The 26,380-nt window shown below is 72.2% G+C and carries 20 protein-coding genes; 10 read left to right on the top strand and 10 right to left on the bottom strand.

All coding sequences use genetic code 11. The features are described from left to right. Positions 1-23: 23 nt before the first annotated feature. The 3 genes from DN051_RS04340 to DN051_RS04325 form a co-directional block, all read right to left on the bottom strand. A complete protein-coding gene (locus DN051_RS04340) occupies positions 24-206 on the bottom strand; it encodes a hypothetical protein (protein ID WP_112438028.1) in 183 nt (60 codons plus the stop codon). A gap of 71 nt (positions 207-277) precedes the next feature. Then, on the bottom strand, positions 278-724 hold the full coding sequence (locus DN051_RS44880) for a hypothetical protein (RefSeq protein ID WP_162624846.1): 447 nt from the start codon (positions 722-724) through the stop codon (positions 278-280). Positions 725-1,139: 415 nt separating this feature from the next. Further along, positions 1,140-2,582 (bottom strand): MFS transporter, encoded by a 1,443-nt coding sequence (locus DN051_RS04325; RefSeq protein WP_053757806.1) that lies wholly within the window; start codon positions 2,580-2,582, stop codon positions 1,140-1,142. 467 nt (positions 2,583-3,049) lie between these two features. Here DN051_RS04325 and DN051_RS04320 point away from each other — a divergent pair, with 467 nt between their 5' ends. The 5 genes from DN051_RS04320 to DN051_RS04300 all read left to right on the top strand — a co-directional run bounded on the left by DN051_RS04320 (position 3,050) and on the right by DN051_RS04300 (position 10,664). Continuing rightward, the gene (locus tag DN051_RS04320) at positions 3,050-4,996 is read left to right on the top strand and encodes an FAD-binding protein (protein ID WP_112438025.1); all 1,947 of its coding nucleotides are present in this window, start codon (positions 3,050-3,052) and stop codon (positions 4,994-4,996) included. Positions 4,997-5,007: 11 nt separating this feature from the next. After that, positions 5,008-5,910: an LLM class flavin-dependent oxidoreductase gene (locus DN051_RS04315; protein ID WP_053757804.1), complete on the top strand. Its 903-nt coding sequence runs from the start codon at positions 5,008-5,010 to the stop codon at positions 5,908-5,910. A gap of 571 nt (positions 5,911-6,481) precedes the next feature. Further along, complete coding sequence (locus DN051_RS04310; RefSeq protein ID WP_246040918.1) at positions 6,482-7,051, top strand: MarR family winged helix-turn-helix transcriptional regulator; 570 nt, start codon at positions 6,482-6,484, stop codon at positions 7,049-7,051. 192 nt (positions 7,052-7,243) lie between these two features. Beyond that, positions 7,244-8,218, top strand: coding sequence for a trypsin-like serine peptidase (locus DN051_RS04305; RefSeq protein WP_112438023.1), 975 nt, complete (start codon positions 7,244-7,246; stop codon positions 8,216-8,218). Positions 8,219-8,561: 343 nt separating this feature from the next. Then, a complete protein-coding gene (locus tag DN051_RS04300) occupies positions 8,562-10,664 on the top strand; it encodes a SpoIIE family protein phosphatase (RefSeq protein ID WP_112438022.1) in 2,103 nt (700 codons plus the stop codon). Between the two features lie 60 nt (positions 10,665-10,724). Here the strand turns inward: DN051_RS04300 and DN051_RS04295 are convergent, their stop codons facing one another. Beyond that, entirely contained in the window at positions 10,725-11,576 is an 852-nt protein-coding gene (locus tag DN051_RS04295; RefSeq protein ID WP_053757800.1) for a universal stress protein, read from the bottom strand. Between the two features lie 168 nt (positions 11,577-11,744). Further along, the gene (locus tag DN051_RS04290) at positions 11,745-12,098 is read right to left on the bottom strand and encodes an STAS domain-containing protein (protein WP_053757799.1); all 354 of its coding nucleotides are present in this window, start codon (positions 12,096-12,098) and stop codon (positions 11,745-11,747) included. Positions 12,099-12,611: 513 nt separating this feature from the next. Between DN051_RS04290 and DN051_RS04285 the strand changes: the two genes are divergently transcribed. Next, a complete protein-coding gene (locus tag DN051_RS04285) occupies positions 12,612-14,996 on the top strand; it encodes a phosphoketolase family protein (protein WP_112438021.1) in 2,385 nt (794 codons plus the stop codon). A 42-nt stretch (positions 14,997-15,038) separates the two neighbouring features. Here the strand turns inward: DN051_RS04285 and DN051_RS04280 are convergent, their stop codons facing one another. Further along, positions 15,039-15,527 carry a pyridoxamine 5'-phosphate oxidase family protein gene (locus tag DN051_RS04280; protein WP_112438020.1) on the bottom strand — a complete coding sequence of 163 codons (489 nt, stop codon included), beginning with the start codon at positions 15,525-15,527 and terminating at the stop codon, positions 15,039-15,041. A gap of 289 nt (positions 15,528-15,816) precedes the next feature. Between DN051_RS04280 and DN051_RS04275 the strand changes: the two genes are divergently transcribed. Next, positions 15,817-16,509, top strand: a complete 693-nt coding sequence (locus tag DN051_RS04275) for a response regulator (RefSeq protein WP_112438019.1) — start codon at positions 15,817-15,819, stop codon at positions 16,507-16,509. 141 nt (positions 16,510-16,650) lie between these two features. After that, on the top strand, positions 16,651-18,375 hold the full coding sequence (locus DN051_RS04270; protein ID WP_112438018.1) for a sensor histidine kinase: 1,725 nt from the start codon (positions 16,651-16,653) through the stop codon (positions 18,373-18,375). Positions 18,376-18,531: 156 nt separating this feature from the next. Here the strand turns inward: DN051_RS04270 and DN051_RS04265 are convergent, their stop codons facing one another. Together DN051_RS04265 and DN051_RS04260 are read right to left on the bottom strand one after the other, a co-directional pair. Beyond that, positions 18,532-18,984: a universal stress protein gene (locus DN051_RS04265; protein ID WP_112438017.1), complete on the bottom strand. Its 453-nt coding sequence runs from the start codon at positions 18,982-18,984 to the stop codon at positions 18,532-18,534. A gap of 121 nt (positions 18,985-19,105) precedes the next feature. Next, complete coding sequence (locus DN051_RS04260) at positions 19,106-19,561, bottom strand: cyclic nucleotide-binding domain-containing protein (RefSeq protein WP_112438016.1); 456 nt, start codon at positions 19,559-19,561, stop codon at positions 19,106-19,108. Positions 19,562-20,734: 1,173 nt separating this feature from the next. Between DN051_RS04260 and DN051_RS04255 the strand changes: the two genes are divergently transcribed. Together DN051_RS04255 and DN051_RS04250 are read left to right on the top strand one after the other, a co-directional pair. Beyond that, the gene (locus DN051_RS04255) at positions 20,735-21,037 is read left to right on the top strand and encodes a muconolactone Delta-isomerase family protein (protein WP_112438015.1); all 303 of its coding nucleotides are present in this window, start codon (positions 20,735-20,737) and stop codon (positions 21,035-21,037) included. 113 nt (positions 21,038-21,150) lie between these two features. Further along, on the top strand, positions 21,151-22,380 hold the full coding sequence (locus tag DN051_RS04250) for a YbfB/YjiJ family MFS transporter (protein WP_246040916.1): 1,230 nt from the start codon (positions 21,151-21,153) through the stop codon (positions 22,378-22,380). Positions 22,381-22,495: 115 nt separating this feature from the next. Here the strand turns inward: DN051_RS04250 and yicI are convergent, their stop codons facing one another. Then, the gene (gene yicI, locus DN051_RS04245; RefSeq protein ID WP_112438014.1) at positions 22,496-24,826 is read right to left on the bottom strand and encodes an alpha-xylosidase; all 2,331 of its coding nucleotides are present in this window, start codon (positions 24,824-24,826) and stop codon (positions 22,496-22,498) included. Positions 24,827-24,946: 120 nt separating this feature from the next. Further along, positions 24,947-26,377, bottom strand: a complete 1,431-nt coding sequence (locus DN051_RS04240; protein WP_425471724.1) for a GH1 family beta-glucosidase — start codon at positions 26,375-26,377, stop codon at positions 24,947-24,949. Positions 26,378-26,380: the final 3 nt, after the last annotated feature.

Raw genomic sequence — 26,380 nt, 5'->3', positions numbered from 1 at the left:
ACTGTGTTTCTGCCGTCGTGCGGTCAGATCTTCGCGGTGCTCACGGACGGTTCCGTGACCGGTGTGCGGCGGTGTCTGCCGTGTCCGGGGAGGTGGAGGGCGGTCAGGCCCTCCTCGGCGCGTCGGCCGCGGTGGCGTCCGGCGTCGGGGGATCCCGCGGTGGACGTCACGCGGTGGATGGCGGTGAATACGGTGGTCTTGAGCATGATGGACTCCGGATTGTGCTCGTCGGCGTCGGTGCCGGCGCGGTTCCTGGGCGAAGCGGCCCGGATGCCGTTCAGCTCTTGTGGCTGTTGTGCTTCTGGCCGTCGGCGATTCGGTCGAGGTTCCAGGTGTGGACGTCGTGCCGGTGGTCCTTGAGGACGATGACGATCCACTTGCCCTCGATCCAGCGGAAGTAGCGGTGGCCGTCGTAGCGGTAGTGGTGGCGGTCGCGGTCGCTCCAGTACCAGTAGCCGGCGTGTCCGCGGTCCCATCGGTCGTTCCAGCGCCACCGGTCGTTCCGGTCGTCCCGGTCGTGACGCTTCACGTCGCGGTCGTAGCGCTCGCTGTCGCGGTCGTGGCGCTCGCTGTCGCGGTCGGTGGTGGCGACGGTGGTGGTCCGCTGCTCCGAGGAGGTGGGCAGCGGGGCCGCGGACGCGGCGCCGGCCGTTCCGACGAGGGCGGCCCCGGCCACTGCTGCCGAGGTGGTGGCGGTGGCGATGAGTCGAATCAGCTTGTTCATGTCTCTGTCTCCTTCTGCGCCCGCCGATGGGCGGGGAACGACGGCTCTGGGGGGGTGAAGTCCGTTCGTCGGGCGTGGTGTTCGCCCGGCCGTCCGGGGAGTCGCCCTGCGGTGGTGGTTCACCGCTGCGGCTCCTTGCCGTCGTGCCTTGAACCTAACAGATGATTGAAGTACCTCAATCATTAGTGCCGTGTGACGGTTACCTCAGTTGTTCAATCCTGAACAGGGCATCTTCTGCCGAGCGGGGGTGTTGGGCCGAAGCTGATCCGCCCGATGGCGTCTCACGGCGTCGCGGCCCCCGCGGCCGTGTCCGGCGCGGGGACCGCGTTCTCCCCTCGGCTTCATCGCCCGGTGTCGCCGCACCGGGGCGTGACGGCTTGCGGGGGCCGTCGGCCGAGACGTGGGTCGCCCTCGCCTAACGCAGTCCGGTCCGGTCGGCCAGGGGCCTCGTGGTCCGCTGTGTCGAACCGCCCGGAGGCGGTGTGCGGGTCGGGACGAGCGCGGAGAGGGCCACGACGAGGAGTGCGGCGGAGGCACCGACGATGAGGGTGGTCCGAAATGCGCCCTCCGACGGCACTGTCACACCTCCGGCGGTGACCGTGGCCTGGGCCAGGATCGCTGCCAGAACCGCGCTGGCGACGGAGGTTCCGAACGAGCGCATCAGGTTGTTGACCCCGTTCGCCGAGGCCGTGTCGGTCACCGGCACCACATCGGTGATCAGCTTCGATATGGCCGCGACCGAGATGCCGGCGCCCGCCCCGATGATGCACGAGGCGAGCACGAACTGGGCGACGCCGGTCATCTGCACGGCGATGAAGACATAGCCGGTGGCGATGAGGGAAGCTCCCAGCATGATGGCCGCCCGAGCCCCGTACCGGCCGATCATCCGGGCCGCCAGCGGTGAGACGAGCAGCGCTGCCACACCGTTCGGAGCCACGGCCAAACCGGTGCGGACCAGGCTCTGACCGAGTCCGTACCCGGTGCCGGGCGGCGCCTGGAGGATCTGCGGAAACACGAACAGCATGGTGTAGATGGAGAAGCCGGACGCGACGGTCGCGAGGTTCGTCATCAGTACCGGCCGCCGGGCCGACAGCCGCAGGTCGACCAAAGGTGACGAGCTTCGCAACTGATGTCGGCCCCAGGCCAGCAGGATGACGACGGCCGCGGCTGCGAGTCCCAGCGTGCGAGCGCTGCCCCAGCCCCACTTGCCGCCGTTGACGATCGGCAGGAGGAGTCCGATCAGGCCTGCGCCGAGCCCCAGGGCGCCGACGACGTCGAAGCGTCCCTGACTGCGCCGCGGCGTCTCCGGCACCACGGCCGCGATCACGAGAGTGCACAGCACGCCCAGTCCCGCGGCCCCCCAGAACAGCACGTGCCAGTCGAAGTGCTCGGCAACCAGCCCGGCCAGCGGTATGCCCATGGCGCCTCCCAGACCGAGCGTTCCGGTGAGGAGCGCGATCGCCGAACCGGTCCGATGGGGTGGCAGTCGGTCTCGGAGGATCCCCAGGGCGAGCGGGATCACTCCCATCGCGAAGCCCTGCAGCCCGCGCCCGATCACCATCAGTGGCAGCGCGCTGGTGAGTGCGGAGATGACGGTGCCGGTCGTCGCGACGCCGAGTGTGGAGATCAGGGCGCGCCGTTTGCCGAAGAGGTCGCCGAGGCGTCCGCTGACCGGCGTCACGATCGCGCCGGTCAGGAGTGTGATCGTGACGACCCAGGAGGTACTGGTGGGTGGGGCATCGAGGAGTTCCGGAAAGGCCGGGATGAGCGGGATGACCAGCGTCTGCAGCAGCGCCGCCAGCAGGCCGGCACCGGCCAGTGCGGCCACTGCGGCCGACGGGGAATCGGAACGTTTCATATGTGTCTCCGCGCGGGGGTGATCTCTCGGTTCGGATATGTGTCGATCAACCGGCCTTCCCGGGCCGACCCGGTAGTGGATCCGCGGGGCGGCTGGAGTCGGGAGGCGTGCCGCGACGGTGCGGGTCGGCGTCCGCCCCGTACCGAGCAGTCCGTCCCGTCCCGAGCAGTGGGTGGCCTGAGGGCTTTCCGGGTCCTGTCGGCGGGCGGAGCGCGAAGGGGCGTGCACCGACCCGATGAGCCCAGCTTGCTGGACCGGTCGACAGGCGCAGATAGTATCCGAACCAGAATATTGAGGTGAGTGGACTATCTGGCTGGCAGTCGAACAGGCGGTGATGCCCGCCGAGGGCGCCGGTCGGACGGAGTGGCTCGCTCGACGGTCGTACGCCTCGTGGAATATGTTCTGCTGAACAGACTGTTTTGAGAGTCGTATGGTCTGCGCAAGCGCACAGTAGGGATGGAATGGGCATGGAGCTGGGGATCGCGCTCGATCTGTCGGAGCCCGGTGTCAGCACCGGCACGTGGGACGAACTGGCCCGACTGGCCGAGGAACGAGGTCTGGCTCTGGTCGTCCTGACCGCGTCCGACGGGCGGGAGAGCGTTCCGGAGGGCGGCGGGGCCGCAGCGTCGGGGGAGCCGTCGGGAGAGGGCGCCGCGGCCGAACAGCCGGCGACGGCAGGGCTGGATCCGTGGACGGCGGCCACCTGGCTGGCGGGCAGGACCAGCAGCATCGGCATCGGGGTGCCGCTGCCGGACCTCCGGGCGGAGTCGTCGCACGACGCCGTCACGCCGTATCCGATGGTCGTGGCGAAGGCCGGTGAGAGTTTCGACCTCCTGGCGCCCGGCCGGCTCCTCACCGATGCCGCCGCCTGGGTCCACGCCCCACGGGGCGCTTCGGCCGAGGAACTGTCCGTGCTGGCCGGGCAAGGCCGGCCCGTGGTGGTCCCGGTCGACTCGGAGCAGGAGGTGCGGCGGCTCGCGGACCTGGTGAGCGGTGCGCCCCGGGTTGTCCGCCCGCAGCGTTCACTCGCCGTCCGTGCCCGTCGCCGCCCGGGGATCGACTACGAGTCCGTACCCGAGTCACTGGCGGGCCTCGCGGTCGAACCGGGCGATCCCGGCTATCGCGGTGTCGCCTCCAACTACCTGCGGGCCGGCTCCCCCGGGCTCGTCCTGCGCCCGGGCACCCCGGACGAGGTCGCGGACGCACTCGGCTACGCGCGGCGGCACACACACCTGCCGCTCGGTATACGCAGCGCCGGACACGGTGTCAGCGGCCGCTCGACCAACAAGGGCGGACTCGTCGTCGACCTGCGGCGGATGAACGGCATCGAGGTGCTCGACCCGGCCCGGCGCCTGGTGCGCATCGGACCGGGAGCGACCTGGAAGCAGGTGTCGGCCGCCCTGCACCCGCACGGCTGGGCGATCGGCTCCGGCGACTACGGTGGTGTCGGTGTCGGCGGGCTCGCCACCGCGGGCGGCATCGGACTGCTCGGCCGGGCCCACGGTCTGACCATCGACCACCTGCGTGGCGTGGAGTTGGTGCTCGCCGACGGCAGCCAGGTGCGCGCCAGTGCGGACGAGCACCCCGAACTGTTCTGGGCGTTCCGTGGCGCGGGCGCGAACTTCGGCGTCGGCACGGCGTTCGAGTTCGAGGCCGACCGGATCGGCCAGGTCGGTCACGCCGAGCTGACGTTCGTGACCACGGACATCGAGAAGTCACTGGCCGACTACGGCCGGATCGCCTCCGAGGCCCCCCGTGACACCACGGTCTTCCTCGTGACCGGGCGCCCGCGGCAGGGCCAGTGGACCGTCCAGCTCTTCGGCGTCGTGGACAACCCGGATCCCGAGGTCATCGTGGAGCGGCTGACCCCCTTCGCGCAGATCGGTCTGCTCGCCCAGCAGCAGGTCGTCGTCACGCCGTACATGGGCGTGATGGGTTCCGCCGCCGACGTCGGTCCCGAGGGGCACCAGGGCTTCGGCCAACCGGTCTCCCGCTCGGCGTTCCTTCCCAGGCTCACCCCCGAGTTCGCCCGGGACGCCGCCGACCTGCTGCGCTCCGGAAGGGTGTACTTCTTCGAGCTGCGCGCCATGGGCGGGGCCATCGCCGACGTGCCGTCCGGGGAGATGGCCTTCCCCCACCGGGCGTCCGCCTTCCAGGTGACCGCCATGGGAGCCAACGACGGCTCCATCAACCAGGTCTGGGACCCGTTGCGGCACCACTTCGACGGCCTCTACCTCAGCTTCGAGACGGACCCGCGCCCCGAGCGTCTCCACGACGCATTTCCGCCGGCCGTCCTGGAACGGCTGCGCGAGATCAAGCGCCATTACGATCCGAACAACCTCTTCCGGGACAACTTCAACATCGACCCCCACCCGGACGCGCGGACCGCCCCCTCCGGCGCAGTCAAGAGCTAAGGAGCCACCTCATGAGCGACTACGGACACGACCTGCTCTTCGGCTCGTTCATCACACCGAGCGCGAGCGGCGCCCAGCAGGCCGTCGAGCTGGCGGTCACCTCGGACCGCTCGGGTCTTGATCTGGTCACCTTTCAGGACCACCCCTACCAGGCCTCGTTCCTGGACACGTCCACGCTCCTCGCCTACGTGGCCGCCCGGACCGAGAACGTCCACATCAGCGCCAATGTGACGAGCCTGCCGCTGCGCCCGCCGGCCGTCCTGGCACGCGCAGCCGCGTCCCTGGACATCCTCTCCGGCGGACGCTTCGAACTGGGCATCGGCGCCGGCGCCTTCTGGGAGGGCATCGCCGCCATGGGAGGCCGCAGCCTGACGGCCGCTCAGGGCGTGGAGGCGCTGCGGGAGGCCATCACCGTGATCCGCGACCTGTGGGACACCGACACTCGGGGCGGCGTGCGCCACCACGGCCAGTACTACCAGGTCAACGGTGCCAAGCGGGGACCGCGTCCCGCCCATGACATCGCCGTGTGGGTCGGTGCGTACAAGCCCAGGATGCTCGCTCTCACCGGCTCCGTCGGCGACGGCTGGCTGCCCTCGATGGAGTACCTGCCGCGGGGGGTGGAGTCGTTGCCGGAGATGAACGCCCGCATCGACGAAGCCGCCGAGGGGGCCGGCCGTTCCCCGTCCGATGTCCGCCGTCTGATGAACTTCATGAACGTCCAGTTCTCGCCCGCATCGGGTGGTCTGCTCAACGGACCCGCCGAGGCGTGGGCGGAGCAGATCGCCGCTCTGGCCCTCGAACACGGCCTCAGCGCCTTCATCATCGGTGGCGACGACCGGGCGACGATCGAGCGGTTCGGTGCCGAGGTGGCCCCCGCCGCGCGTGACATGGTGGCCCGGGAGCGGGGCCGCTGACAAAAGGGGTCGGTCCGGCGGCACGACCGTCGACGGCCCCGACAGGGCTGGGGAGTGGTGAGCGGCGGCGCCCGGTGCGTCGTCGCCGGCCGCAGCGCCGCGCCGTCTTCGGGCGGCGCGGCTTCGGCGTGCCCGGCGGCCCGTCCTCGTTGCGTACGGCGCAGGCCCGGGGCCCGGATGACGGCCCTGCCGCGCACAGCGCAGAGGCCGGGTGGGATGCCCCCCGCTCGTGGGGCACCCACCCGGCCTCGGGGTGCGCGCCGCTCCTCGTCCCATCGGGGCGGCGCGATCGGGTCGCCGTCCGGTCATCCGGCGGGCGGCGGCCCGGGTCTCTTGGTGTGTCGTGGTGTTCGCAGCACCGTCATGTGGTGAACGGCGGCTGTCGCCGCCGGGGTCGGTGTGTCCGTCCCGGAGGTCGTGGCGCGGTCTGATCGCGTCCCGCCGGGTCGTACGCCTCACCCTCCACGATCCGGCGTACCGCTTTCACGTGGTGTCGATACGATGATATCTGTTCAAGATGCTCTGTCAAGCAGAGCATATTGCAAGCCGAAGATGGTCTAGGCTGCGACATGTGACTTCGCACCGCAGCTCCGGAGACGATGCCGCGGCGGCCGGGGCATTCCATCTGGGGAACGACTTCGGGATCGCCATCGGTGCGGTGTTCCGCGCCTACGCGAAGGCGACGGAGGCGGCGGTCGCCGACATTCCCGGAGGGCCCCGCGGGTACTTCGTGCTCACGGCCGCCGTACAGGGTGAGGCGAACAACCAGCGCTCCCTCGCCGAGCGCTTCGGAGTCGACCGTACGGTCATGACGTACCTGCTGGACGACTTGGAGCGCGCCGGTCTGGTCGAGCGCAGGCCGGATCCCGCCGACCGCCGGAGCCGGCACATCATCGCCACCCCGCACGGCGCGGAGCGCTGGACGGAACTGCGCGGCCGGGTCGAGCTGGTCGAACGGCACATCCTCGCGGGCCTCCCGGAGGAATCGAGGGCGGGCTTCCAGGCCATGCTGTGCACGCTCGCCGGTCATGTGAACGCGCACGGGCCGATGGTGGACGTCTGCCGGATCGTCGCCGACTGCACCCTCGCCGAGGAGGCGGAGCGAGCGGCCCTTTGCGACGGACGGCGCGCCACGGGCTGACTCCGCCGGACCGTGCCGGCGCGCACCGTGCCGTTCCGGCCGAAACGGGTCCCCGAAAGTCCGAGTTGACGCGATCCTGACAAAGCAAGATCTACGTGGCACGCTGCCTCACGCACGTCTGTCCGCACCGCACTTCGTTCCCCCACCCATGCCCGGACCCGAGCGGTCCCGGCATGGCAGAAGGAGGCATGCGTGAGACGCCATCGCACCGCCGCGAGCATCCTGTTGGCCGTCGGGGCCCTGTTCGCCGGCGGCCTTGTCAACGCCGGTGCCGCCCACGCGGCACCGGCTGACGGGCGATCGCCCGCGATCCGAACCGCCTCGCTCGCCGAACAGAGCAAGGCCCGCTCGTTCTGGACCGCCGAGCGGATGCGCGGCGCCGCGCCGCTCGATCTGCTGCTGACCCGTGAGGCAGCCAAGTCGCTGAAGACCCCCGAGTCCGACGGGCGTTCGGCAACCGTCGTACCCGGCGCCGCCCCGGCCGCCTTCCCGCAGGCGGGCGGCCCGTGGACCGGCGGCGGAGCGGTGGTGTCCACCTCGGGCCGGGTGTTCTTCACCTTCCAGGGACGTACCGCCTCCTGCTCCGGCAACGCCGTCACCAGTCAGAACGCCAGCACCGTCATCACGGCCGGGCACTGTGTGAAGTACCAGGGCAGCTGGCACACCGACTGGGTCTTCGTGCCCGCGTACGACAACGGGAACGCGCCCCACGGCCAGTGGACCGCGACCAAGACGCTGACCACCCCGCAGTGGGAGGCGAGCGAGGACATCAACCACGACATCGGTGCCGCGGTCGTCGCCCCGCTGAACGGACGGACGCTCACGTCGGTCGTCGGCGCGCAGGGCCTCCAGTTCAACGGCGGCTACAACAAGCAGATGTACGCCTTCGGCTTTCCCGCCGCCTCGCCGTACGACGGCACGAAGCTCATCTACTGCAGCGGCAACAGTTCGAGGGACTTCCTCTTCTCGCAGGACCACAGCCTCGCCTGCAACATGACGGGAGGCTCCAGCGGCGGCCCCTGGTTCACCGGTTTCGACGAGGCGACCGGCACCGGTCTGCAGGTCTCCGTGAACAGTTTCGGTTACACGTTCCTGCCGAACCGGATGTTCGGACCGTATTTCGGTGACGTGGCGAAGGCCCTGTACGACAAGGCTCAGGTGTCCTAGGGCCCTGTTCCCGGGCCGTTCCCGGGTCCGAACGCCTTCGTGGCGCGGGTGCCGACGGGTCGGACGGCGCTGGCCGGCCGTCCTGTCCTGGTCGGGATCGACCCGTCGGCTCCTCGTCCGCCCCCGTGTGGGACCCCGAGCCCATCAGGGCGACACGGTGCGCGCCGAGCGGTCGCGGCTGACCGGCACCGAGGGCCGGGGCGCCCGGCCGTGGCACCCATGAACACGACAAGCCCGGCACCGCCGGCGGCGGTCGCCGACCGGCGTCCGTCGACGCCGCCACTCCCGCGAGATTCTGCGCTCGTGCCCGATTTGCGGTAGGCAGGTGGAGGGAGTGAGTGCGATGAGCCGAGCGGAGCAACGCCTCGCGCATGCGGATCGCGCGGAGGAGGGGCCGTCGGGCCCGAGCGGGTTGATGGACCTGCTGGGCGTCGCCGCGGTGCTGGTGGAGGCCGACGGGCGGATCGACATGTGGAGCCCGCAGGCCGAGGAACTGTTCGGATACGCCCGCGCGGAGGCGGTCGGGCAGCACGCGGCGCCGCTGCTGGTGCACCCCGAGCATCGGGACATGGCGGTCAGGCTGTTCGCCGAGGTGATGGAGACCGGCCGGGCCTGGGCAGGCGCGTTCCCCGTCCGGCACAAGGACGGCAGCACCCGGATGGTCGAATTCCGCAACATGCGGCTGACCGACAGCCTCGGTGACCACTACGCCCTGGGACTGGCCACCGACCGCTCCACCCTGCGGCACGTGGAGCGCAACGTGGCACTGTCGACCCGGCTGGTCGCGCAGGCGCCCATCGGGCTGTCGGTCCTCGACACCCACCTGCGCTACCTGGCCGTCAATCCCGCCCTGGCGGGCATGCACGGCGTGCCCGAGGCCGACCACCTCGGCCGCAGCTACCGGGAGGTCCTGCCCGGTGACGCGTTCTCCAGCGTGGAGGCGTCGATGCGGCAGGTACTCGCCAGCGGCGTCCCCCTGGTGGACCAGCAGGTGGTGGGCCGCACCGCCGCCGACCCGGAGCAGGACCGCGCCTGGGCGGTGTCGCTGTACCGGCTGGAGGATCACCGCGGGCACGTGCTCGGCATCGCCAACGTGGTGGTCGACGTCACCGACCGTTACCTGGCGGCCAAGAAGGCCGACCGGGCTCAGCAGCGTCTGCGGCTGGTGGCCAACGGCTCGGCTCGGATCGGGACCACCCTGGAGGTGGGGCGGACCGCGCAGGAACTGGCCGACGCCCTCGTACCCGACCTCGCGGACATGGTCGCGGTCGACCTGCTGGACTCCGTGCTGAAGAGAGGCCGCTCCGACCTCGGCGAAGGCCCTGCGCTGTTCCGTGCCCTCGCGGTGAAGACCGCCTACCCCACCGACGCCGCCGAAGCGATCGTGCCGCCCGGCCGCCTCACCACGTACCACGCCGACCATCCGGCCGCCCACTGCATCCGCACCCGCAGTCCCCTGCTGCTGACCCACCTGGAGGGCAGCGACCTCTACCGCATCGCCGCCGACGCCGACGCCGCCCGGCTGCTCGCCCGGGCAGGTGTGCACAGCGACATGGCCGTCCCGCTCATCGCCCGCGGCGAGATCATCGGGGTCATGGGCCTGGCCCGGGCCCGCAATCCGCTCCCGTTCGACGAGGACGACCTCGCCCTCGCGTGTGAACTGGCCTCCTCGGCCGCGCTCAGCATCGACAACGCCGTCCTGCACCAGCACATCCGCAGCGCCGCCGAGACCCTTCAGCGCAGCCTGCTCCCGCAGCTCTCGCCCATGCATCCCGGCCTGGAGGTCGCCGCCCGCTACCGGCCCGCCCAGGCCTTCAGCGAGGTCGGCGGCGACTGGTACGACGTGATCCCGCTCGACGGCGACCGGACCGCCCTCACGGTCGGCGACGTCATGGGGAGCGGTATCCCCGCCGCCACCACGATGGGCCGCCTGCGCACCGCCACGTCCACCCTCGCCGACCTCAACCTCGACCCGGCCCGCGTCCTGACCCACCTCGACAAGATCACCCACGGTCTGGACCCGTACCTCGCCACGTGTGTCTTCGCGGTCTACGATCCGCACGAATGCCGCCTGGACGTGGCCTCCGCCGGTCATCTGCCCCCCGTCCTCGTCCGGGCGGGCCGGCCACCCGAACTCCTCGACCTCCCCATCGCGACTCCGCTCGGGGTCGGTGGCGTCCCGTTCGAAGCCACCTCCCTGGAACTGAATCCCGGCGATCAGCTGGTCCTGTACACCGACGGACTCGTCGAAACCCGCCACGAGCCCATCGACAAGCGCCTCGACGACCTCCTGGGCCTGCTGTCGTCGCCGCAGCCCTCCGCGGAGGAGCTGTGCGACCGTCTCCTGCAAGAGCTCCGCCACCCGGCCGGGCACGACGACGTAGCGCTGCTCATCGCCTGTGCTCAGCCACTGGACCGTGCCCGCGGGTGCGGCACGGGGGCGTAGCCCCGAGGCGCACGCTCGACCGACACGTTCCGGGCGCCGGCCGGGCCGGGCGGTCGTTCATCAGCCGTGCGGGACGACCGCCACCGGGCAGGGGGCGTGACGGACCGCCGCGTGCACGGTCGGCCGCAGCTCCCAGGCGACGTGGGACGGGTGCGGTCGGCGGCCGACGACCAGCAGCCGGCTTCGGGCGCACGAGGTGAGCAGGACCTGATCGGCCGGTCCCGCGGCGACTCGTTCCACGACCCCGACGCCGGGGAACTTCACCTGCCACGGCGCGAGCGCGGCCGCGAGTCCGGCGCGAGGGTCCCCGTCGTCGGGCGCCCCGGGGAACCTGCGCACGGCCGTGACCGCGCGGACCACGTCGCCGCGTGCGTCGGCGGTCGTGAAGGCGAACTCCAGCACGGCGTCGGCAGCCGGACCGGGCTCCGGCACGCCCACCACGATCTCGTCGCGGTCCGCCGCCCCGGCGGGGCCTCGGCCGACCTCGACCGTGGGGTCGTCCCTCCGGACGACGACGGCGGGGCACCGGGTGAGGCCGACGACGTGCCGTGCCGTCGAGCCGAGCAGGAAGCCCGCCGCGGAGCCGGGTGCGCGGGACCCGAGCACCAGCAGTTCCGCGTCCCGGCTGCGGTCCAGCAGGTCCTGTGCGGCGGGAGCCGCGACCATTTCGGTGGTGAGCCGGAGACCGGCGTAGCGGTGCAGCAGCTCGGTGGCGGTCTGTCGCAGCACGTCCTGCCCGTACCGGCGCTGCCCCTCGGCTTCCATGCCGCCGGGCATGCCGTGCGGCTGCGTGGTCCACGAGTGGACCAGGTGGAGGGGTACCTGCCGGACCGCCGCTTCGCGGGCGGCCCACCAAGCGGCCGACGTGCAGGTGGACGAACCGTCGATGCCGACGACGACGGGCCCGGTCATGACGCACCTCCGTGTCTCGGCGGACCGGCGACGACCCGGGGCCGCACACGGTGCCGCACACGTTTCCTTGTTTCCAGGGTCGCATCGCGCCACCTGCCGGGAGGAGGGCCGGACGGTGTGCCCGCGCAGGGCCGTTCGGTCCATGCCGGGCGACACCCGTGCCGGGAATCAGAGCGGTGTGCCGGGGAGGCCGGTGCAGAGTTCGAACGCCCCGGAGAGGCCGGACAGCCGCAGGAGCCTGAGGAAGTACGGGTCGTCGGTGACGAGTCGCAGCCGGCCGTGCCGTGCGCCGACGCGGTTCGCGGTCCGGCACAGCATGCCCAGGCCGCTGCAGTCGATGAACGACACCGCGCGCAGGTCCAGCACCAGATCGGGGCAGGGGCCCGCGGTCAGCGCGTCCAGGCGGACGCGGTCGCGGAGCGTCGTGAGGATGTCCATCTCGCCGCTCAGCACCACGACCGTCGCATCGCCGACGTCCTGTTCCGTGAGGCCGGGTACGGCCCTGATCCGGGTTCCAGACACGGTCGTAGAACATCGCGGTCCGGGCGGCCCGCGACAGGGCCGTTCGGGCCCGGTCCGCAGGGGCCCGTGGCCCCGGGCGGCGCCGCCCGGCCCGTGCGGCCACGTACCGGTGCCGACCGGCTCGGCGACGCACACCATCCCCGTGGACCGGATCGGGGAGGCGTACGGACCGGGTCGAGGAGGCGTACGGCGTGTGCGCGCGGGCCGCCGAGACCGGTGCGCTCCTGGTTCGTGCTCGGCGAGCCGCCGCACCAAGCCGTCGCCGTGCGGCCGAACCCGACGGTGCGGATCAGGGCCGTGCCCCGGTGGCCGAGGACGGTACGCCGGACGCGCCGCACCGGTCCCCGAGACGGTCCCGCGAGCCGGCCGGGAGGACGCGGCCGATTCGGCGGGCCGAACGGGTGCCGTACCCCGGGATGGCCCGGTCGGCCCTGTCGGGTACCCGGCCCCCGGGCGGAGGGTGGGAGGGCACCACCTGGGCCCACCGACTCCGTCCGACCGGGAGGACACCCCATGTCCGTCGACACGCGACAGGCGCCCGCCGAGCTCACCGACGAGGAGCTGCGGGCTCTGGACGCCCACTGGCGCGCCGCGAACTACCTGGCCGTGGGCCAGATCTACCTGATGGCCAACCCGCTGCTCACCGAGCCGCTGCGCCCGGAGCACATCAAACCGCGTCTGCTCGGGCACTGGGGCACCTCCCCGGGCCTGAACCTGGTGCACACCCATCTCAACCGGGTGATCAAGTCCCGCGGTCTCGACGCCCTGTGCGTCTGGGGTCCCGGGCACGGCGGGCCCGCCGTGCTGGCCAACAGCTGGCTGGAGGGCTCGTACACCGAGACCTACCCGGACATCACGCGGGACGCGGCGGGGATGGCGCGGCTGTTCCGGCAGTTCTCGTTCCCGGGCGGAGTGCCCAGCCATGTCGCGCCGGAGACGCCGGGCTCCATCCACGAGGGCGGCGAACTGGGCTACTCCCTGTCGCACGCCTACGGCGCCGCGCTGGACAACCCGGGCCTCCTGGTGACCTGTGTCGTAGGGGACGGCGAGGCCGAGACCGGCCCGCTGGCGACCTCCTGGCACTCCAACAAGTTCCTCGACCCGGTCCACGACGGCGCCGTGCTGCCGGTCCTCCACCTCAACGGTTACAAGATCGCCAACCCCACCGTGCTGGCCCGGCTGCCGCGGACCGAGCTCGACGACCTGCTCCGGGGGTACGGCCACGACCCGATCCACGTCGCCGGCGACGACCCGGCCGCCGTGCACCGCGCCATGGCGGGTGCCATGGACACCGCGCTGGACCGGATCGCCGCCGTCCAGCGTGCCGCCCGCGAGGACGGCGCCACCGAACGTCCTCGCTGGCCGTTGATCGTGCTGCGAACGCCGAAGGGCTGGACCGGCCCGGCGGAGGTCGACGGGCTGCCGGTGGAGGGCACCTGGCGCTCCCACCAGGTCCCGCTGGCGGGTGTGCGTGACAACCCCGACCACTTGCGGCGGCTGGAGGAGTGGCTGCGCTCGTACCGGCCGGAGGAACTGTTCGACGAGCAGGGCAGCCCCCGGCCGCAGGTCCTCGCCTGCGTCCCGGCGGGTCCGCGCAGGCTGGGCGCCACCCCGCACGCCAACGGCGGTCTCCTGCTGCGCGAACTGCCCCTGCCGGAGCTGGAGCGGTACGCCGTCCCGGTCGACAAGCCCGGCGCGACGATGCACGAACCGACCCGGGTGCTCGGGGAGTTGCTGGAACACGTCATGCGGGAGACCGCGGGGCGCCGCGACTTCCGCCTCGTCGGTCCGGACGAGACGGCCTCCAACCGGCTCGACGCCGTCTACGCCGCGAGCGGCAAGGCCTGGCAGGCCGAGACCCTGGACGTGGACGAGCACCTCGACCGGCACGGCCGGGTCATGGAGATCCTGTCCGAACACACCTGCCAGGGCTGGCTGGAGGGCTACCTCCTGACCGGCCGGCACGGGCTGTTCTCCTGCTACGAGGCCTTCGTGCACATCGTCGACTCGATGGTCAACCAGCACGTCAAGTGGCTGCGTGTGACCCGCCGGCTGCCCTGGCGCGCCCCCATCGCCTCCCTCAACTACCTCCTCACGTCCCATGTGTGGCGGCAGGACCACAACGGCTTCTCCCACCAGGACCCCGGCTTCGTCGACCACATCCTCAACAAGAGCCCCGAGGCGGTGCGGGTCTATCTGCCGCCGGACGCCAACACCCTGCTCTCCGTGGCCGACCACGCGCTGCGCAGCCGCGACTACGTGAACGTGGTGGTCGCGGGCAAACAGCCCTGCTTCGACTGGCTGTCGATGGACCAGGCCCGGGTGCACTGCGCGCGCGGCGCCGGCATCTGGGACTGGGCCGGCACCGAGGACGGCACCCGGGAGCCGGACGTGGTGCTGGCCTGCGCGGGCGACGTCCCCACCCAGGAGGTGCTGGCCGCCGCCCAGCTCCTGCGCCGCCATCTGCCGGGGCTCGCCGTCCGGGTCGTGAACGTGGTCGACATCGCGCGGCTGATGCCGAGCGAGGAACACCCGCACGGGATGACCGACTTCGAGTACGACGGGCTGTTCACCCCGGACAAGCCGGTCATCTTCGCCTACCACGGCTACCCCTGGCTGATCCATCGCCTGGCCTACCGGCGCGACGGACACCGCAACCTGCATGTCCGGGGCTACAAGGAGATCGGCACCACCACCACGCCGTTCGACATGGTCGTGCGCAACGACCTCGACCGCTACCGCCTGGTCATGGACGTCATCGACCGGGTCCCCGGCCTCGCGGTGCGCGCCGCCGCCGTACGCCAGCGCATGGAGGACGCCCGCCTGCGGCACCACGACTGGATCCGTGCCCACGGAACCGACCTGCCCGAGGTGGCCGACTGGTCCTGGAACGACTGACGGGCCCAGGATTCCCTCAGCGCTCCGCGGCCGACCGGGAGGTCACACCGTGCCGTCCGGCACGGTGAGCCGGATGCCGGTGACCAGGCCGGGGCGGATACGGACCGCGTAGTCCATGGTCTGCTGCACCCACGGGTGCAGCATCGACCGGTAGCGGGCCAGCTCCTCGGCGTCGGTCACCAGGCTGGCGTAGCCGGTGACCACGACGCTCCAGCCGAGGTGGGTGTCCGGGTCGATGGAGTCCGCCTCATAGGCGACCACCACCCCCGTGGCGCCGGCGTCACGGGCGTGCAGGGTGAGCGCGCCGCCCTCATGGGTGCGGATGACGATGGCGCCGCCGTCCATCACGTGGTTGACCGGGCGTACCGTCGGCAGGGCCCGCCGGGTGAAGACGATCCTGCCCACGGACACGCCGGCCAGCAGCCGCAGCGCCTCGGCGCTGCCGAGCGCCACGCTCTGCCGCGGGCCGAGGGCGCCGGGCCGGCTGTCCGGAACGGTCATGGTGATCTCTCGTACGGATTCGTCGCTCATCGCATGCTCGTGTCCATGCAACGTCATGTGACCCTGGAGGTGTTAGGGCCGTTCGGTCCATGACCTCGCAGGTCGCCGGACCCCCCCGGGCCCGCGGGCCGGACCGGTGCCGGTGCGGTGGGTCACGGCGTCGGACGCACCCGGGCGGCGCGGGCAGGTGCCGGTCGCCCGGAAGGCGCGGGAAACAGGGCCGACCGGCCCTGGCCCTCCGGCCCGGGAACGAGCAAGATCCTGCACAGGGAGCCGGCCGCGTCCGCGCTGGCGCGACGGCGTACGACGGGAGCAGCCCATGTCGGACACCCAGCGCGGCGGCGCCGAGACCCCGATCAGGGTCTTCCTCCTCGACGACCACGAGGTGGTGCGCCGCGGGGTGCGTGACCTGCTGGACGACGAGCCGGACATCTCCGTGGTCGGTGAGGCCGCCACCGCCGAGCAGGCCCTCGTCCGGGTCCCGGCCCTGCGCCCCAGTGTCGCGGTGCTGGACGTGCGCCTGCCGGACGGAGACGGCGTGAGCGTGTGCCGGGAACTGCGCTCGCAGCTGCCGGACCTGGCCTGCCTGATGCTGACCTCGTTCGACGACGAGGAGGCCCTGCTGGACTCGATCATGGCCGGTGCGTCGGGCTACGTCCTCAAGCAGATCCAGGGCTCGGACCTGGTGTCCGCCGTCCGTGCGGTGGCCCGGGGCCAGTCCCTGCTGGACCCGAGCGCCACGGCCCGGCTCATGGCACGGCTGCGCTCAGGGCAGGAACCGGAGCCCGAGCCGGACCCGCTGCCGGGCCTCACCGAGCGCGAACGGGAGATCCTCGCCCTGATCGGCGAGGGCCTGACCAACCGCCAGATCGGGCGGCGGCTCTATCTCGCCGAGAAGACCGTCAAGAACCACATCTCCCGGCTGCTGACCAAACTCGGTGTCGAACGGCGCGTCCAGGCCGCCGTCATCGCGACCCAGGCCGAGGACCGGATGCGGCGGGACGGGCACTGAGGCGGCGGGCCGGGCGTCCCCCGTCGGTGCGCCCCGCTCCGCTTCCCCGATCTCCTGCCGTGCCCCCGCCCCGGCCGATACCGTGGCAGGGGACCGGTACGTCCGGCCCGGGGTACGTCGAGGGGACCTGGAGGATCAGCGGTGGGAAGCCCCAAGGAGCCCGGGGGCGCCCGTCTGCGGCTGCCGCAGCTGAGGCTGGACGAGCTGCTGGAGGAGCTGCAGGCCCGCCTGGACGCGGCCCGCGGCACCCGCGACCGAGTGCACAGCCTGCTGGAGGCGGTGCTCTCCGTCGGCCGCGAGCTGGACCTCCAGCAGGCGCTGCGAGGCATCGTGCAGGCCGCGGCCGTACTGGTGGACGCCGAGTACGCCGCCCTGGGCGTGATCGGACCGGACGGCGAGCGGCTGTCGGAGTTCCTGACCGTGGGCATCAGCGAGCACCAGATCGCCCGGATCGGCCACTACCCCGAGGGACACGGCATCCTCGGTGAGCTCATCCGCAACCCCGAGCCGCTGCGGCTGGAGAAGATCTCCGCACACCCCGCCTCGTACGGCTTCCCCGCGCACCACCCGCCGATGAACACCTTCCTCGGCGTCCCCATCCGCGTCCGCGACCAGGTCTTCGGCAACCTGTACCTGACCGAGAAACGCGGTGGGGCGCAGTTCGACGAGGAGGACGAGTCGGTGCTGGCGACGCTGGCCGTGGCGGCCGGGGTGGCGATCGACAACGCCCGGCTCTACGAGGAGTCCCGCCTGCGGGAGCGGTGGCTTCGGGCGAACGCCGAGATCACCCACCGGCTGCTGTCCGGCAGCGAACGCGGTGAGGTGCTCGCCCTGATCGCCGAGCGGGCGAGGGAGAACACCGGCGCCGCGCTGGCCGTGGTCGCCGTTCCGGTGGAGGGCACCGACTCCCTCACGGTGGAGCTGGCGATCGGGCAGGAGTCGGACACGCACCGGGGCCGGGTGCTGCCGGTCGACGACAGCCTCATCGGCCGGGCCTTCTCCACCGGCGCCCCGGTCACCTGCCCGGACGTCCCGGGTGACGAGCGGGTGCCGTCCGATCCCGGGCAGGCGAACGCGCTCGGGCCGGCGGTGGCGGTGCCCATCGGCAGCAAGGACGGCGTACGAGGCGTCGTGCTGCTGGTCCGCCCGGCCGGCCGGACCGTGTTCTCGGAGAAGGAGACCGAGCCGCTGCAGGGCTTCGCCGCGCAGGCCGCGGTGGCGATGGAACTCGCCGAACGCCGCCGGGACGCCGAGCAGATCGCGCTGCTCCAGGACCGCGACCGTATCGCCCGCGACCTGCACGACCTGGCCATCCAGCGCCTGTTCGCCACCGGTATGACGCTGCAGAGCGCCAGCCGTTTCATCGAGCACCCCGAGGCCTCGGAACGGGTCGCGCGAGCCGTCGACGACCTCGACGAGACCATCAAGATCATCAGGTCGACGATCTTCGGGCTCCGCACGCGTGAGGAGGCCGCGGGCAGGGGACTGCGGGCGAGGGTGGTGCGGACGGCGGGCGAGGCCGCGCCCGTGCTCGGGTTCGCGCCCAGCCTGCGCATGGAGGGGCTGCTGGACACACAGATCCCCGAGGACACCGGCGACCAGGTGCTCGCCGTCCTGTCCGAGGCCCTGACCAACGTGGCCCGGCATGCCCGGGCGTCCCGCGTCGACGTGTTCCTGAACACCGACGGTGCCACCCTGTGCCTGACGGTCACGGACAACGGCGTCGGTATCCCGGCGGACGGGCGCCGCAGTGGTCTGCGCAACATGGCCGACCGGGCGGCGCAGCTGGGCGGCGCGCTGGAGGTGACCGCTCCCGCCGGAGGCGGAGCGCGGATCGTGTGGCGGGTACCGGTGCGGGAGCCGTAGAAGGCCGCTGACGGCCCTGCCGAGAGTGAGACGAGCAGGGCCCCGCCCTGTGGGACGCACGGCGCCGGCGCACCGGGCGCAGTGATCTGACGGGCAGTCAATCGCGGTCGAGCGGCGGCGAGGACGGACACGGCCCGCTCGGCACGGACGTGACGGTCAGTACGCCGTGTCCTGCTCCTGCCGGACGACGACCACCGGACAGGCCGCGTGCTGGGCGCAGCGCTGGCTGACCGATCCCAGCATCGCGCGGGCGAAGCCGCCGCGCCCGCGGCTGCCCACGACGAGCAGTTCGGCTCCCTGCGAGGCGCGGATCAGCACCTCGGAGGGGTCGCCCTCGACCAGCTCCTGCCGCAGCCCGGCGGGGAGCTCGTCCGGGAAGACGCTGCCCAGTTCCCGTGCGAAGCGCTCCCGGGCCTGCTCCAGGTCGAAGGCCGGGTCGACCGCCGGTCCGCTCCAGCCGATGGCCGACGGTGTGTCCCAGGCGTGCACCGCCTCCACGACACCGCCGACGCGCCGCGCGTACCGGTCGGCCCAGCGCAGCGCGGCGTACGACGACGGCGAACCGTCCACACCCACGACCACCCGTGGTACCGGTTCCGTGGATCGCATGGCCACCTCCGTCAGCTGTCGAAGTCGTCGAGGTCTCCGACTCCACGCTGCCCGCCCCCGCAGCAGCACGCCAGCCGGGAGTGCGGTCGGTGCGGCGACCCGCACCTGTGTCGCGGGTCGGTCACGTGTTCCCGCTGCCGTACGGGGCGTACAGGTCCAGCAGCCGTACCCGGGACGCGTGCAACCGGTCGGCGACCACATTGCCGACCCAGCAGGCGATCGCGCGGCCGAACGCCGGGTCCTGGGCGCACATCGCCCGGACCACCTCGGTGTCGAACTCCCAGGCCCGCACCGGGCTCATCGCCTCGGCGCCCAGGTGCCAGGTGTACGGGGGGAAGTGCCAGGACCAGCCGACCAGTTCGCCGTGGCCCAGCGTCTCGATGACGGCGGCGCGACGGCCGGGTACGTGCAGATCGAGGGTGACCGTGCCGGTCCGGATGATCCAGAAGCGGTCGGCGTGCCGGCCCTCCTCGAACAGACGGGTCCCCGCGTCGAAGGAGACTTCGCGGGCGATCCGCATCAGCCGTTCTTGTTGCCTGGCCGGAAGGCCACCGGCCAGAGTGGTGGTGGAGGTCATCGCTCCGGATCCTTTCGTCGCTGCCGACCCGACCGGCCCATGGCTCCGGCCGGTCGTCGGTGCCCACCGGGAGCCGTGGAGTCCGCTGATTCCAGACTGTTCCCGCGGGGGCCGCGACACCACGGGCCGCACGGGCCTGGTCGTGGGCCGTTCGGCCCCGGTGGACGAGCCGACCGGGGCGCCTCGGGCGACGGCGGCGGTGCACGACGGGGCCGGTAGGGCCCGGTACGACGGGACCTGGACGCGACAGAGACGTCCCCGTACGACGGGACGGGAAGGACATCCACTTCTCGCGGATCCTGATTGCGCGGTGCGCGGCACCCGGCCGCTTCCCCGCGTCTTTCTCGGGTCCTTCCCGTCACTTACAGGAGACCACGCGGGCTGCGTCGGCGCCAGGGCCGTCGGGGCCCGGCGGAGCCCTCAGTAGGGCAGTGGGCGGCCGGACGGGGTCCGCAGATCGAGACCCGCAGGGCGACGTGGAGGCCTGGGACGCCTCTCCTCCCGAATACGCTTCATGACCGTCGCCTCCTCGCGGGTGATCCCGCGGGTCGCCGGTCCGCGCTCCGCGAGTACGCAAGCCTTGTCCGCGACCGGCGGCCGGCCCCTGGGCCGAGAACTCCGATCATCGGGTACGTCGGTTTCTTCCCCCGGGCCGCCGGGCCCAACCCCCATCGAGTCACCGGCGTGGGACGGAGCGGACCGCGGACGGGTCCGACGGCCCAAGTGGCCGGCACGGAGGAGGCGTTGGCCGGGAGTCGGAAGGGCGACGCCGGCCGACGGGCGAGGACCGCACCGGCGCCGCCGACCCGGTCACCGCGGCGCCCGGGTCAGCCGGACACGGGTGCTGTTCGCCCGGTCCGGCCGCCCTCGCTCGGCGGGTGACGCCGGTGCGAGGCTGCGCCTACCAGCGGGGAGGAAACCGGTCGTGGCGTTCGCGGCGGCCGCGGGCGCAGGATGCTGGAGGTGCGGGCTCGGCGACGGACGACCGCGTCGGCGGCCCGCGGGACGAACGGCGGTCACGGTGCGGCCCGTCCCGCGCCGCGCGGCATCCGTGCAGCCGTCCCGCGCCGCGCGGCACGGGTGCGGGCCCGGCGACCCGTCGCCACGACCCCGGCACCGTCCCATCCACGGCGTCCGGCCCCCGGCCGGCGCCCAGCCGAACGGAGCAGCACCATGCGGGAGTTCCTGGTCGAACTCATCACCATCGTCCCCGAGGGCACCGCGCAGGACGAGGTCGATCGGCGGCGTGCCGCCGAGGCCGTACGTGCCCGGGAACTGGCCGCCGCCGGACATCTGGCGCGCCTGTGGCGCCCGGTGGGGGAGATGCGCAGCCTCGGCGTCTGGCGCGCCGCGGACGAGAAGGAACTGCACGAGTCGGTGCTCGGCACGCTCCCGCTGCGTCCCTGGATGACCGTCACGGTCACCGCGCTCGAATCCCATCCCAACGACCCCGGCCGCGTCGACCCCGCAGGCTGAGCACACACCCGGCGCGCCCCACCGCCACCGGCCCGTGGCCGGGACACCGGGGCGCGCACACCTCGCAGCGCGCTCGACCTCGTACGGATCCCTCCGCACCGAAGGGCACTTTCATGACCGTACGTCCCTGGAGCCATGTCGCCCGGGCCGCCGCAGCACTCGCGGCGGGCATGGGGGTGGGCCGGTTCGTCTACACGCCGATCCTCCCGCTGATGCACACCCAGGCCGGCCTGTCCGCGGGAAACGGTGCCCATGTCGCCACCGCCAACTACGTCGGATACTTCCTCGGCGCACTCGTCGGCTTCCTGGCCCCCGCGCTGGTGCGCTCACCCGCGATCCTGCGCGTCAGCCTGGTCGTGCTGACCGCCACGCTGGCCGGTATGCCGGCCACTCACAGCATCGCCGTCTGGATCGTGCTCCGGCTGCTCGCCGGGGTGGCCAGCGCACTGATCTTCGTCATCGCGGCCGGTTCCCTGCTCTGTCATCTGCGGGAGCATCCGGCCCACCTGCCGGGCTGGGCCTTCGGCGGAGTCGGCGGGGGCATCGCCCTGTCCGGGGTGCTCGTCCTCGTGCTGCGTCCCGTCGCCGACTGGCGGGCGGCCTGGTGGGCCTCGGCCGCGCTGGCCGCGCTTCTGACGGCGGTCGCCTGGAACCTCCGTCCGGAAGTCGCGCGGGCGGTGTCCGCGGAGTCGGGCTCAGCGGCGGCGGGCGGGGTGCGCACGCACCGCTGGTTCACCGCGCTGTTCGTCTCCTACACCCTGGAGGGCATCGGCTACATCGTCGCCGGTACGTTCCTCGTCGCCGCGATCGGGCAGGGCTCCGCGGGCTGGGTCGGCGGCGGTGCCTGGGTGCTGGTCGGTCTGGCCGCCGTGCCGTCCGCGGCGCTGTGGGCCCGGCTCGGACGCCGCTGGTCCCGCCCCGGTCTGCTGCTCTGCGCACTCGTCGTCCAGGCGGTCGGTATCGCCCTGCCGGCGCTGGTCGGTGGCACCGCGGCCGCACTGGTCTCGGCGGTCCTGTTCGGAGCGACGTTCATCGGAGTCAGCACGCTGGCCCTCGCGGCGGGCGCGCAGCTGCGGTTCCGTCGGTCCGTGGCACTGCTGACCGCGGGCTACTCGGTCGGCCAGATCATCGGTCCCCTGGTCGTCACCCCGCTGCTGGACCACGGCTACCGGCAGGTGCTGATGCTCGCCTCCGGTGTGGTGCTGGCGGCCGCGACGGCCGCCGGCGTGCTGCGCGTCGGCTTCCCGCACGGCGCGGGTGTGCAGGTGGCGCAGCGGGCCGCACCGGCACACCGGCTCGGGCCGGCGGACGGTGCGGCGCACGCGGACCGGCCACGCCCCTGACGGGCTCCGGCCGGAACCCCTCCCGGCGCGGTCGGACAGACGGCGAAGCCCCTCGGCCCGGCCTTGACCGGACCGAGGGGCTTCGCACCGACTCGGGCCTGAACCCTCGGTCACCTCAGACGAGGCGGGCCGAGACCTCGGTGGTGCCGGACGGGACGCTGAGCAGGGTGCCGTGCGTCGACGCCTCGGCGCTCGACGGCGACCCGGCGACGAGCTCCGCCCGCGCGCCGACGAGCAGGACCTGCCACGCTCCGGGCACGCCCTGTGCCTCGACGCTGATCACGTCACCGTCGCGGCGGGTGCGGAACACGGTGGTCGAGGAACCGTCCGAGGCCGGGATCTCCGTCACCGTGGTCACGCCGTCGACCGGCGCGTGGACGCGCAGCGTCACACCGTCGGCCCAGTCGTAGACGGCCGAGTCGTCGCTCGCGCCGAACGGGATCACCGATCCGGGGCGGGCCAGGAGCGGCAGGCTGTCGAAGCCGTGGCGCTCGCGTCGCCAGCCGGGACCCTGGATCTCCTCGCCGGACAGCAGATGGGTCCAGGTGCCCGCCGGCACGTAGTAGTCGACCTCGCCGTCGGCGGAGAAGACGGGCGCGACGAGCAGATCGTCGCCCAGCATGTACTGCCGGTCCAGGGTGTGGCAGGCCGGGTCCTCGGGGAACTCCAGCACCATCGCGCGCATCATCGGCGTGCCCTGCTCGGCGGCCTGGCGGGCGGCGCGGAACAGGTACGGCATCAGCCGGTGCTTGAGGCGGGTGAAGTCACGCGTGACCGCGACCGCCTCGTCGTCGTAGTCCCACGGCACGCGGTACGACTTGCTGCCGTGCAGCCGACTGTGCGACGACAGCAGACCGAACTGCACCCACCGCTTGAACACCTCGGGCGTCGGTGTGCCCTCGAAGCCGCCGATGTCATGGCTCCAGAAGCCGAAGCCGGACAGGCCCAGCGAGAGTCCGCCGCGCAGCGACTCGGCCATCGCGCCGAAGTGGGACTCGCAGTCGCCGCCCCAGTGCACGGGGAACTGCTGGCCGCCGGCCGTCGCCGAGCGGGCGAACAGCACGGCCTCGCCGACGCCCTTGGCCTCGGTCAGCACGTCGAACACCGTCTGGTTGTAGAGCTGCGTGTAGTAGTTGTGCATACGCTCCGGGTCGGAGCCGTCGTGCCAGACGACATCGGTCGGGATGCGCTCCCCGAAGTCGGTCTTGAAGCAGTCGACACCCTGCGCGGCCAGCACCCGCAGCTTGTCGGCGTACCACTCGCGCGCGTCCGGGTTGGTGAAGTCGACCAGCGCCATGCCGGCCTGCCACAGGTCCCACTGCCACACGTCGCCGTTGGCCTTGCGCACCAGATAGCCGTGGCGCTTGGCCTCCGCGAACAGGTGGGACTTCTGGGCGATGTACGGGTTGATCCACACGGAGACGCGCAGATCGTGCTCCTCCTTCAGGCGCCCCAGCATGCCCTCCGGGTCCGGGAAGACGTCCGGGTCCCAGACGAAGTCGCACCACTGGTACTCGCGCATCCAGAAGCAGTCGAAGTGGAACACGCCGAGCGGGATGTCGCGTTCGGCCATGCCGCGCACGAAGCTGTTGACCGTGTCCTCGTCGTACGAGGTCGTGAACGACGTCGACAGCCACAGACCGAACGACCACGCCGGCGGCAGGGCCGGGCGGCCGGTCAGGGCCGTGTACCGGTCGAGGATCTCCTTGGGCGTCGGGCCGTAGACGATGAAGTACTCCAGCGACTGGTCCTCGACGCTGAACTGCACCCGGCCGACGGCCTCGGAGCCGATCTCGTAGCTGACGTTGCCGGGGTGGTTGACGAAGACGCCGTAGCCCCGGTTGGTCAGGTGGAACGGCACGTTCTTGTAGGCCTGCTCGCTGGCGGTGCCGCCGTCCGCCTGCCAGATGTCGACGGTCTGGCCGTTCTTGACGAACGGCGTGAAACGCTCGCCGAGCCCGTACACCAGCTCGCCGACGCCGAGCGAGAGCTGGGCCAGGGAGTGGTGGGCGCCGTCACCGGTGACCGCGAAGCCGGTGCCCCGCGCCTCGGCCGAGGTGAGGACGCGTCCGTCCGCCGTGAAGTCGAGCCGCCAGGGAGCGGAGGTGTCCACGCGCAGGGACAGGTCGCCCGCCGCCAGTTCCAGCAGGGTGCCGTCCCGGGAGACCTTGGCCGCGTGGCCGGGGTCGGTGTGCAGGGTGAAGTCCGGGCCGTGCTCGGCGGCGCCGGCGTGGTGGGTGGAGCGGATGCCGATCACCCCTTCGGCAGGGGACCAGCATTCGACGGTCAGCAGCGGGCTGTTGAGGGTGTGGCCGCGGTCGGTCACATGACGTACGGGGGCGTAGAGGGTGAACCGGTCGTCGGAGACGTGGACGTCGCCGACCTCGGTCGCGTACGACGCGCGGACGCCGTCACGCATCAGCCAGTAGCCGTCGGTGAACTTCATCGGATGTTCCTCGGAAAGAGTCGGCGGTCCGCAGGGACCGGGTGTGCGAGGCCCGTGGTGCGTGCCTCGCACACGGAAGTGCTGGTGGGGGTGGCCCGGCGCGACCGGCCGGGCCACCGCTCATTCGGCCGGGTCGGCGCCGCCGGTGCGGGCGCGGTGGTCGGCGATCAGCTGCCGGTACCAGTGGTAGCTGTCCTTCGGGGTGCGCTCCAGCGTGTCGTAGTCGACCCGGATGATGCCGAAGCGCTGGTCGTAGCCGCGGGCCCACTCGAAGTTGTCCAGCAGCGACCAGACGTAGTAGCCGCGGACGTCCACACCGGCCCGCATCGCGGTGGCGAGCGCCTCCAGGTGGGTGCGCAGGTACTCCACCCGGTCGGTGTCGCGGACCCGGCCCTCGGCGTCGACGCTGTCGGCCTCGGCGGAGCCGTTCTCGGTGATCAGCACCGGCGGCAGCGTCGGGTAGCGCTTGGCCAGGTCGACCAGCAGGTCCGTGAAGGTGTGCGGGACGACGGGCCAGCCCATGGTGGTGTGGCGCACGTCGGCGCGCCAGCTCTCCACCGCCCGGATGTCGACGGCCGAGCGCGAGGCCGGGTCCGGGTCCTCGTGCGGGGCGTCGGAGACGGTGATCGGCCTGTAGTAGTTGATGCCGACGAAGTCCAGCGGAGCGCCGATGAGCTCGAGGTCGCCCTCCTGCCGGTACGGCTCGCCCGAATCGAGGAGCTCACCCCAGGTCTCGGCCTCGTGCTGCGGGTAACGACCGGCGAAGATCGGCTCGAACCACACGTCGTTGTGCATCGTCTCGGCACGGCGTACGGCGGCCAGGTCCGCCGCCGACTCGGTGGCCGGCAGCAACCGGTCGGGGTTCAGTGTGATCCCGACCTCCTTGGCGCCCGCAGCGCGCAGCGCGCGCACGGCGAGGCCGTGTCCGACGAGCAGGTGGTGGGCGGCGGCGAGGGCGCCGCGGCCCTCCCGGGTACCCGGCGCGTGGCCGCCCGCCGCGTAGCCGACGAAGGCGCTGCAGAACGGTTCGTTGAGGGTGATCCAGCGGTCCACCCGGTCACCGAACCGGTCGGCGACGATCGCCGTGTACTCGGCGAAGCGCTCCGCGGTCTCGCGCACCCGCCAGCCGCCCCGGTCCTCCAGGGCCTGCGGGAGGTCCCAGTGGTAGAGCGTGGCGGCCGGCGAGATGCCGGCGGCGTGCAGTTCGTCGAGGAGCCGGTCGTAGAAGTCCAGCCCCGCCTTGTTCGCCGGGCCCGAGCCGGTCGGCTGGATACGCGGCCAGGCGATGGAGAAGCGGTAGCTGTCCACGCCCAGGTCGCGCAGGAGGGCGACGTCCTCGGGGTAGCGGTGGTAGTGGTCGCAGGCGACGTCACCGGTGGCGCCTCCGACGACACGGCCGGGCTCGCGGCTGAAGGTGTCCCAGATGGACGGACCCCTGCCGCCCTCGTCGTACGCGCCCTCGATCTGGTAGCTCGCCGTCGCGGCTCCGAAGAAGAAACCGTCGGGGAAGGCGGGGAAGCCGGAGAACTCAGGCAACTTGGGGATGCTCACGGA

This window comes from Streptomyces cadmiisoli (assembly GCF_003261055.1).
GTDB classification, from domain to species: domain Bacteria; phylum Actinomycetota; class Actinomycetes; order Streptomycetales; family Streptomycetaceae; genus Streptomyces; species Streptomyces cadmiisoli.
This window is presented reverse-complemented; position numbering and strand designations above follow the sequence as displayed.

Excerpts from the sequence above, each read along its gene's own strand:
- DN051_RS04255 (WP_112438015.1), top strand. The coding sequence starts at position 20,735 with ATGCGGGAGTTCCTGGTCGAACTCATCACCATCGTCCCCGAGGGCACC.
- DN051_RS04275 (WP_112438019.1), top strand. The coding sequence starts at position 15,817 with ATGTCGGACACCCAGCGCGGCGGCGCCGAGACCCCGATCAGGGTCTTC.
- DN051_RS04320 (WP_112438025.1), top strand. The coding sequence starts at position 3,050 with ATGGAGCTGGGGATCGCGCTCGATCTGTCGGAGCCCGGTGTCAGCACC.
- DN051_RS04340 (WP_112438028.1), bottom strand. The coding sequence starts at position 206 with ATGCTCAAGACCACCGTATTCACCGCCATCCACCGCGTGACGTCCACC.
- DN051_RS04300 (WP_112438022.1), top strand. The coding sequence starts at position 8,562 with ATGAGCCGAGCGGAGCAACGCCTCGCGCATGCGGATCGCGCGGAGGAG.
- DN051_RS04325 (WP_053757806.1), bottom strand. The coding sequence starts at position 2,582 with ATGAAACGTTCCGATTCCCCGTCGGCCGCAGTGGCCGCACTGGCCGGT.
- DN051_RS04285 (WP_112438021.1), top strand. The coding sequence starts at position 12,612 with ATGTCCGTCGACACGCGACAGGCGCCCGCCGAGCTCACCGACGAGGAG.
- DN051_RS04295 (WP_053757800.1), bottom strand. The coding sequence starts at position 11,576 with ATGACCGGGCCCGTCGTCGTCGGCATCGACGGTTCGTCCACCTGCACG.
- DN051_RS04280 (WP_112438020.1), bottom strand. The coding sequence starts at position 15,527 with ATGAGCGACGAATCCGTACGAGAGATCACCATGACCGTTCCGGACAGC.
- yicI (WP_112438014.1), bottom strand. The coding sequence starts at position 24,826 with ATGAAGTTCACCGACGGCTACTGGCTGATGCGTGACGGCGTCCGCGCG.
- DN051_RS04315 (WP_053757804.1), top strand. The coding sequence starts at position 5,008 with ATGAGCGACTACGGACACGACCTGCTCTTCGGCTCGTTCATCACACCG.
- DN051_RS04250 (WP_246040916.1), top strand. The coding sequence starts at position 21,151 with ATGACCGTACGTCCCTGGAGCCATGTCGCCCGGGCCGCCGCAGCACTC.
- DN051_RS44880 (WP_162624846.1), bottom strand. The coding sequence starts at position 724 with ATGAACAAGCTGATTCGACTCATCGCCACCGCCACCACCTCGGCAGCA.
- DN051_RS04260 (WP_112438016.1), bottom strand. The coding sequence starts at position 19,561 with ATGACCTCCACCACCACTCTGGCCGGTGGCCTTCCGGCCAGGCAACAA.
- DN051_RS04265 (WP_112438017.1), bottom strand. The coding sequence starts at position 18,984 with ATGCGATCCACGGAACCGGTACCACGGGTGGTCGTGGGTGTGGACGGT.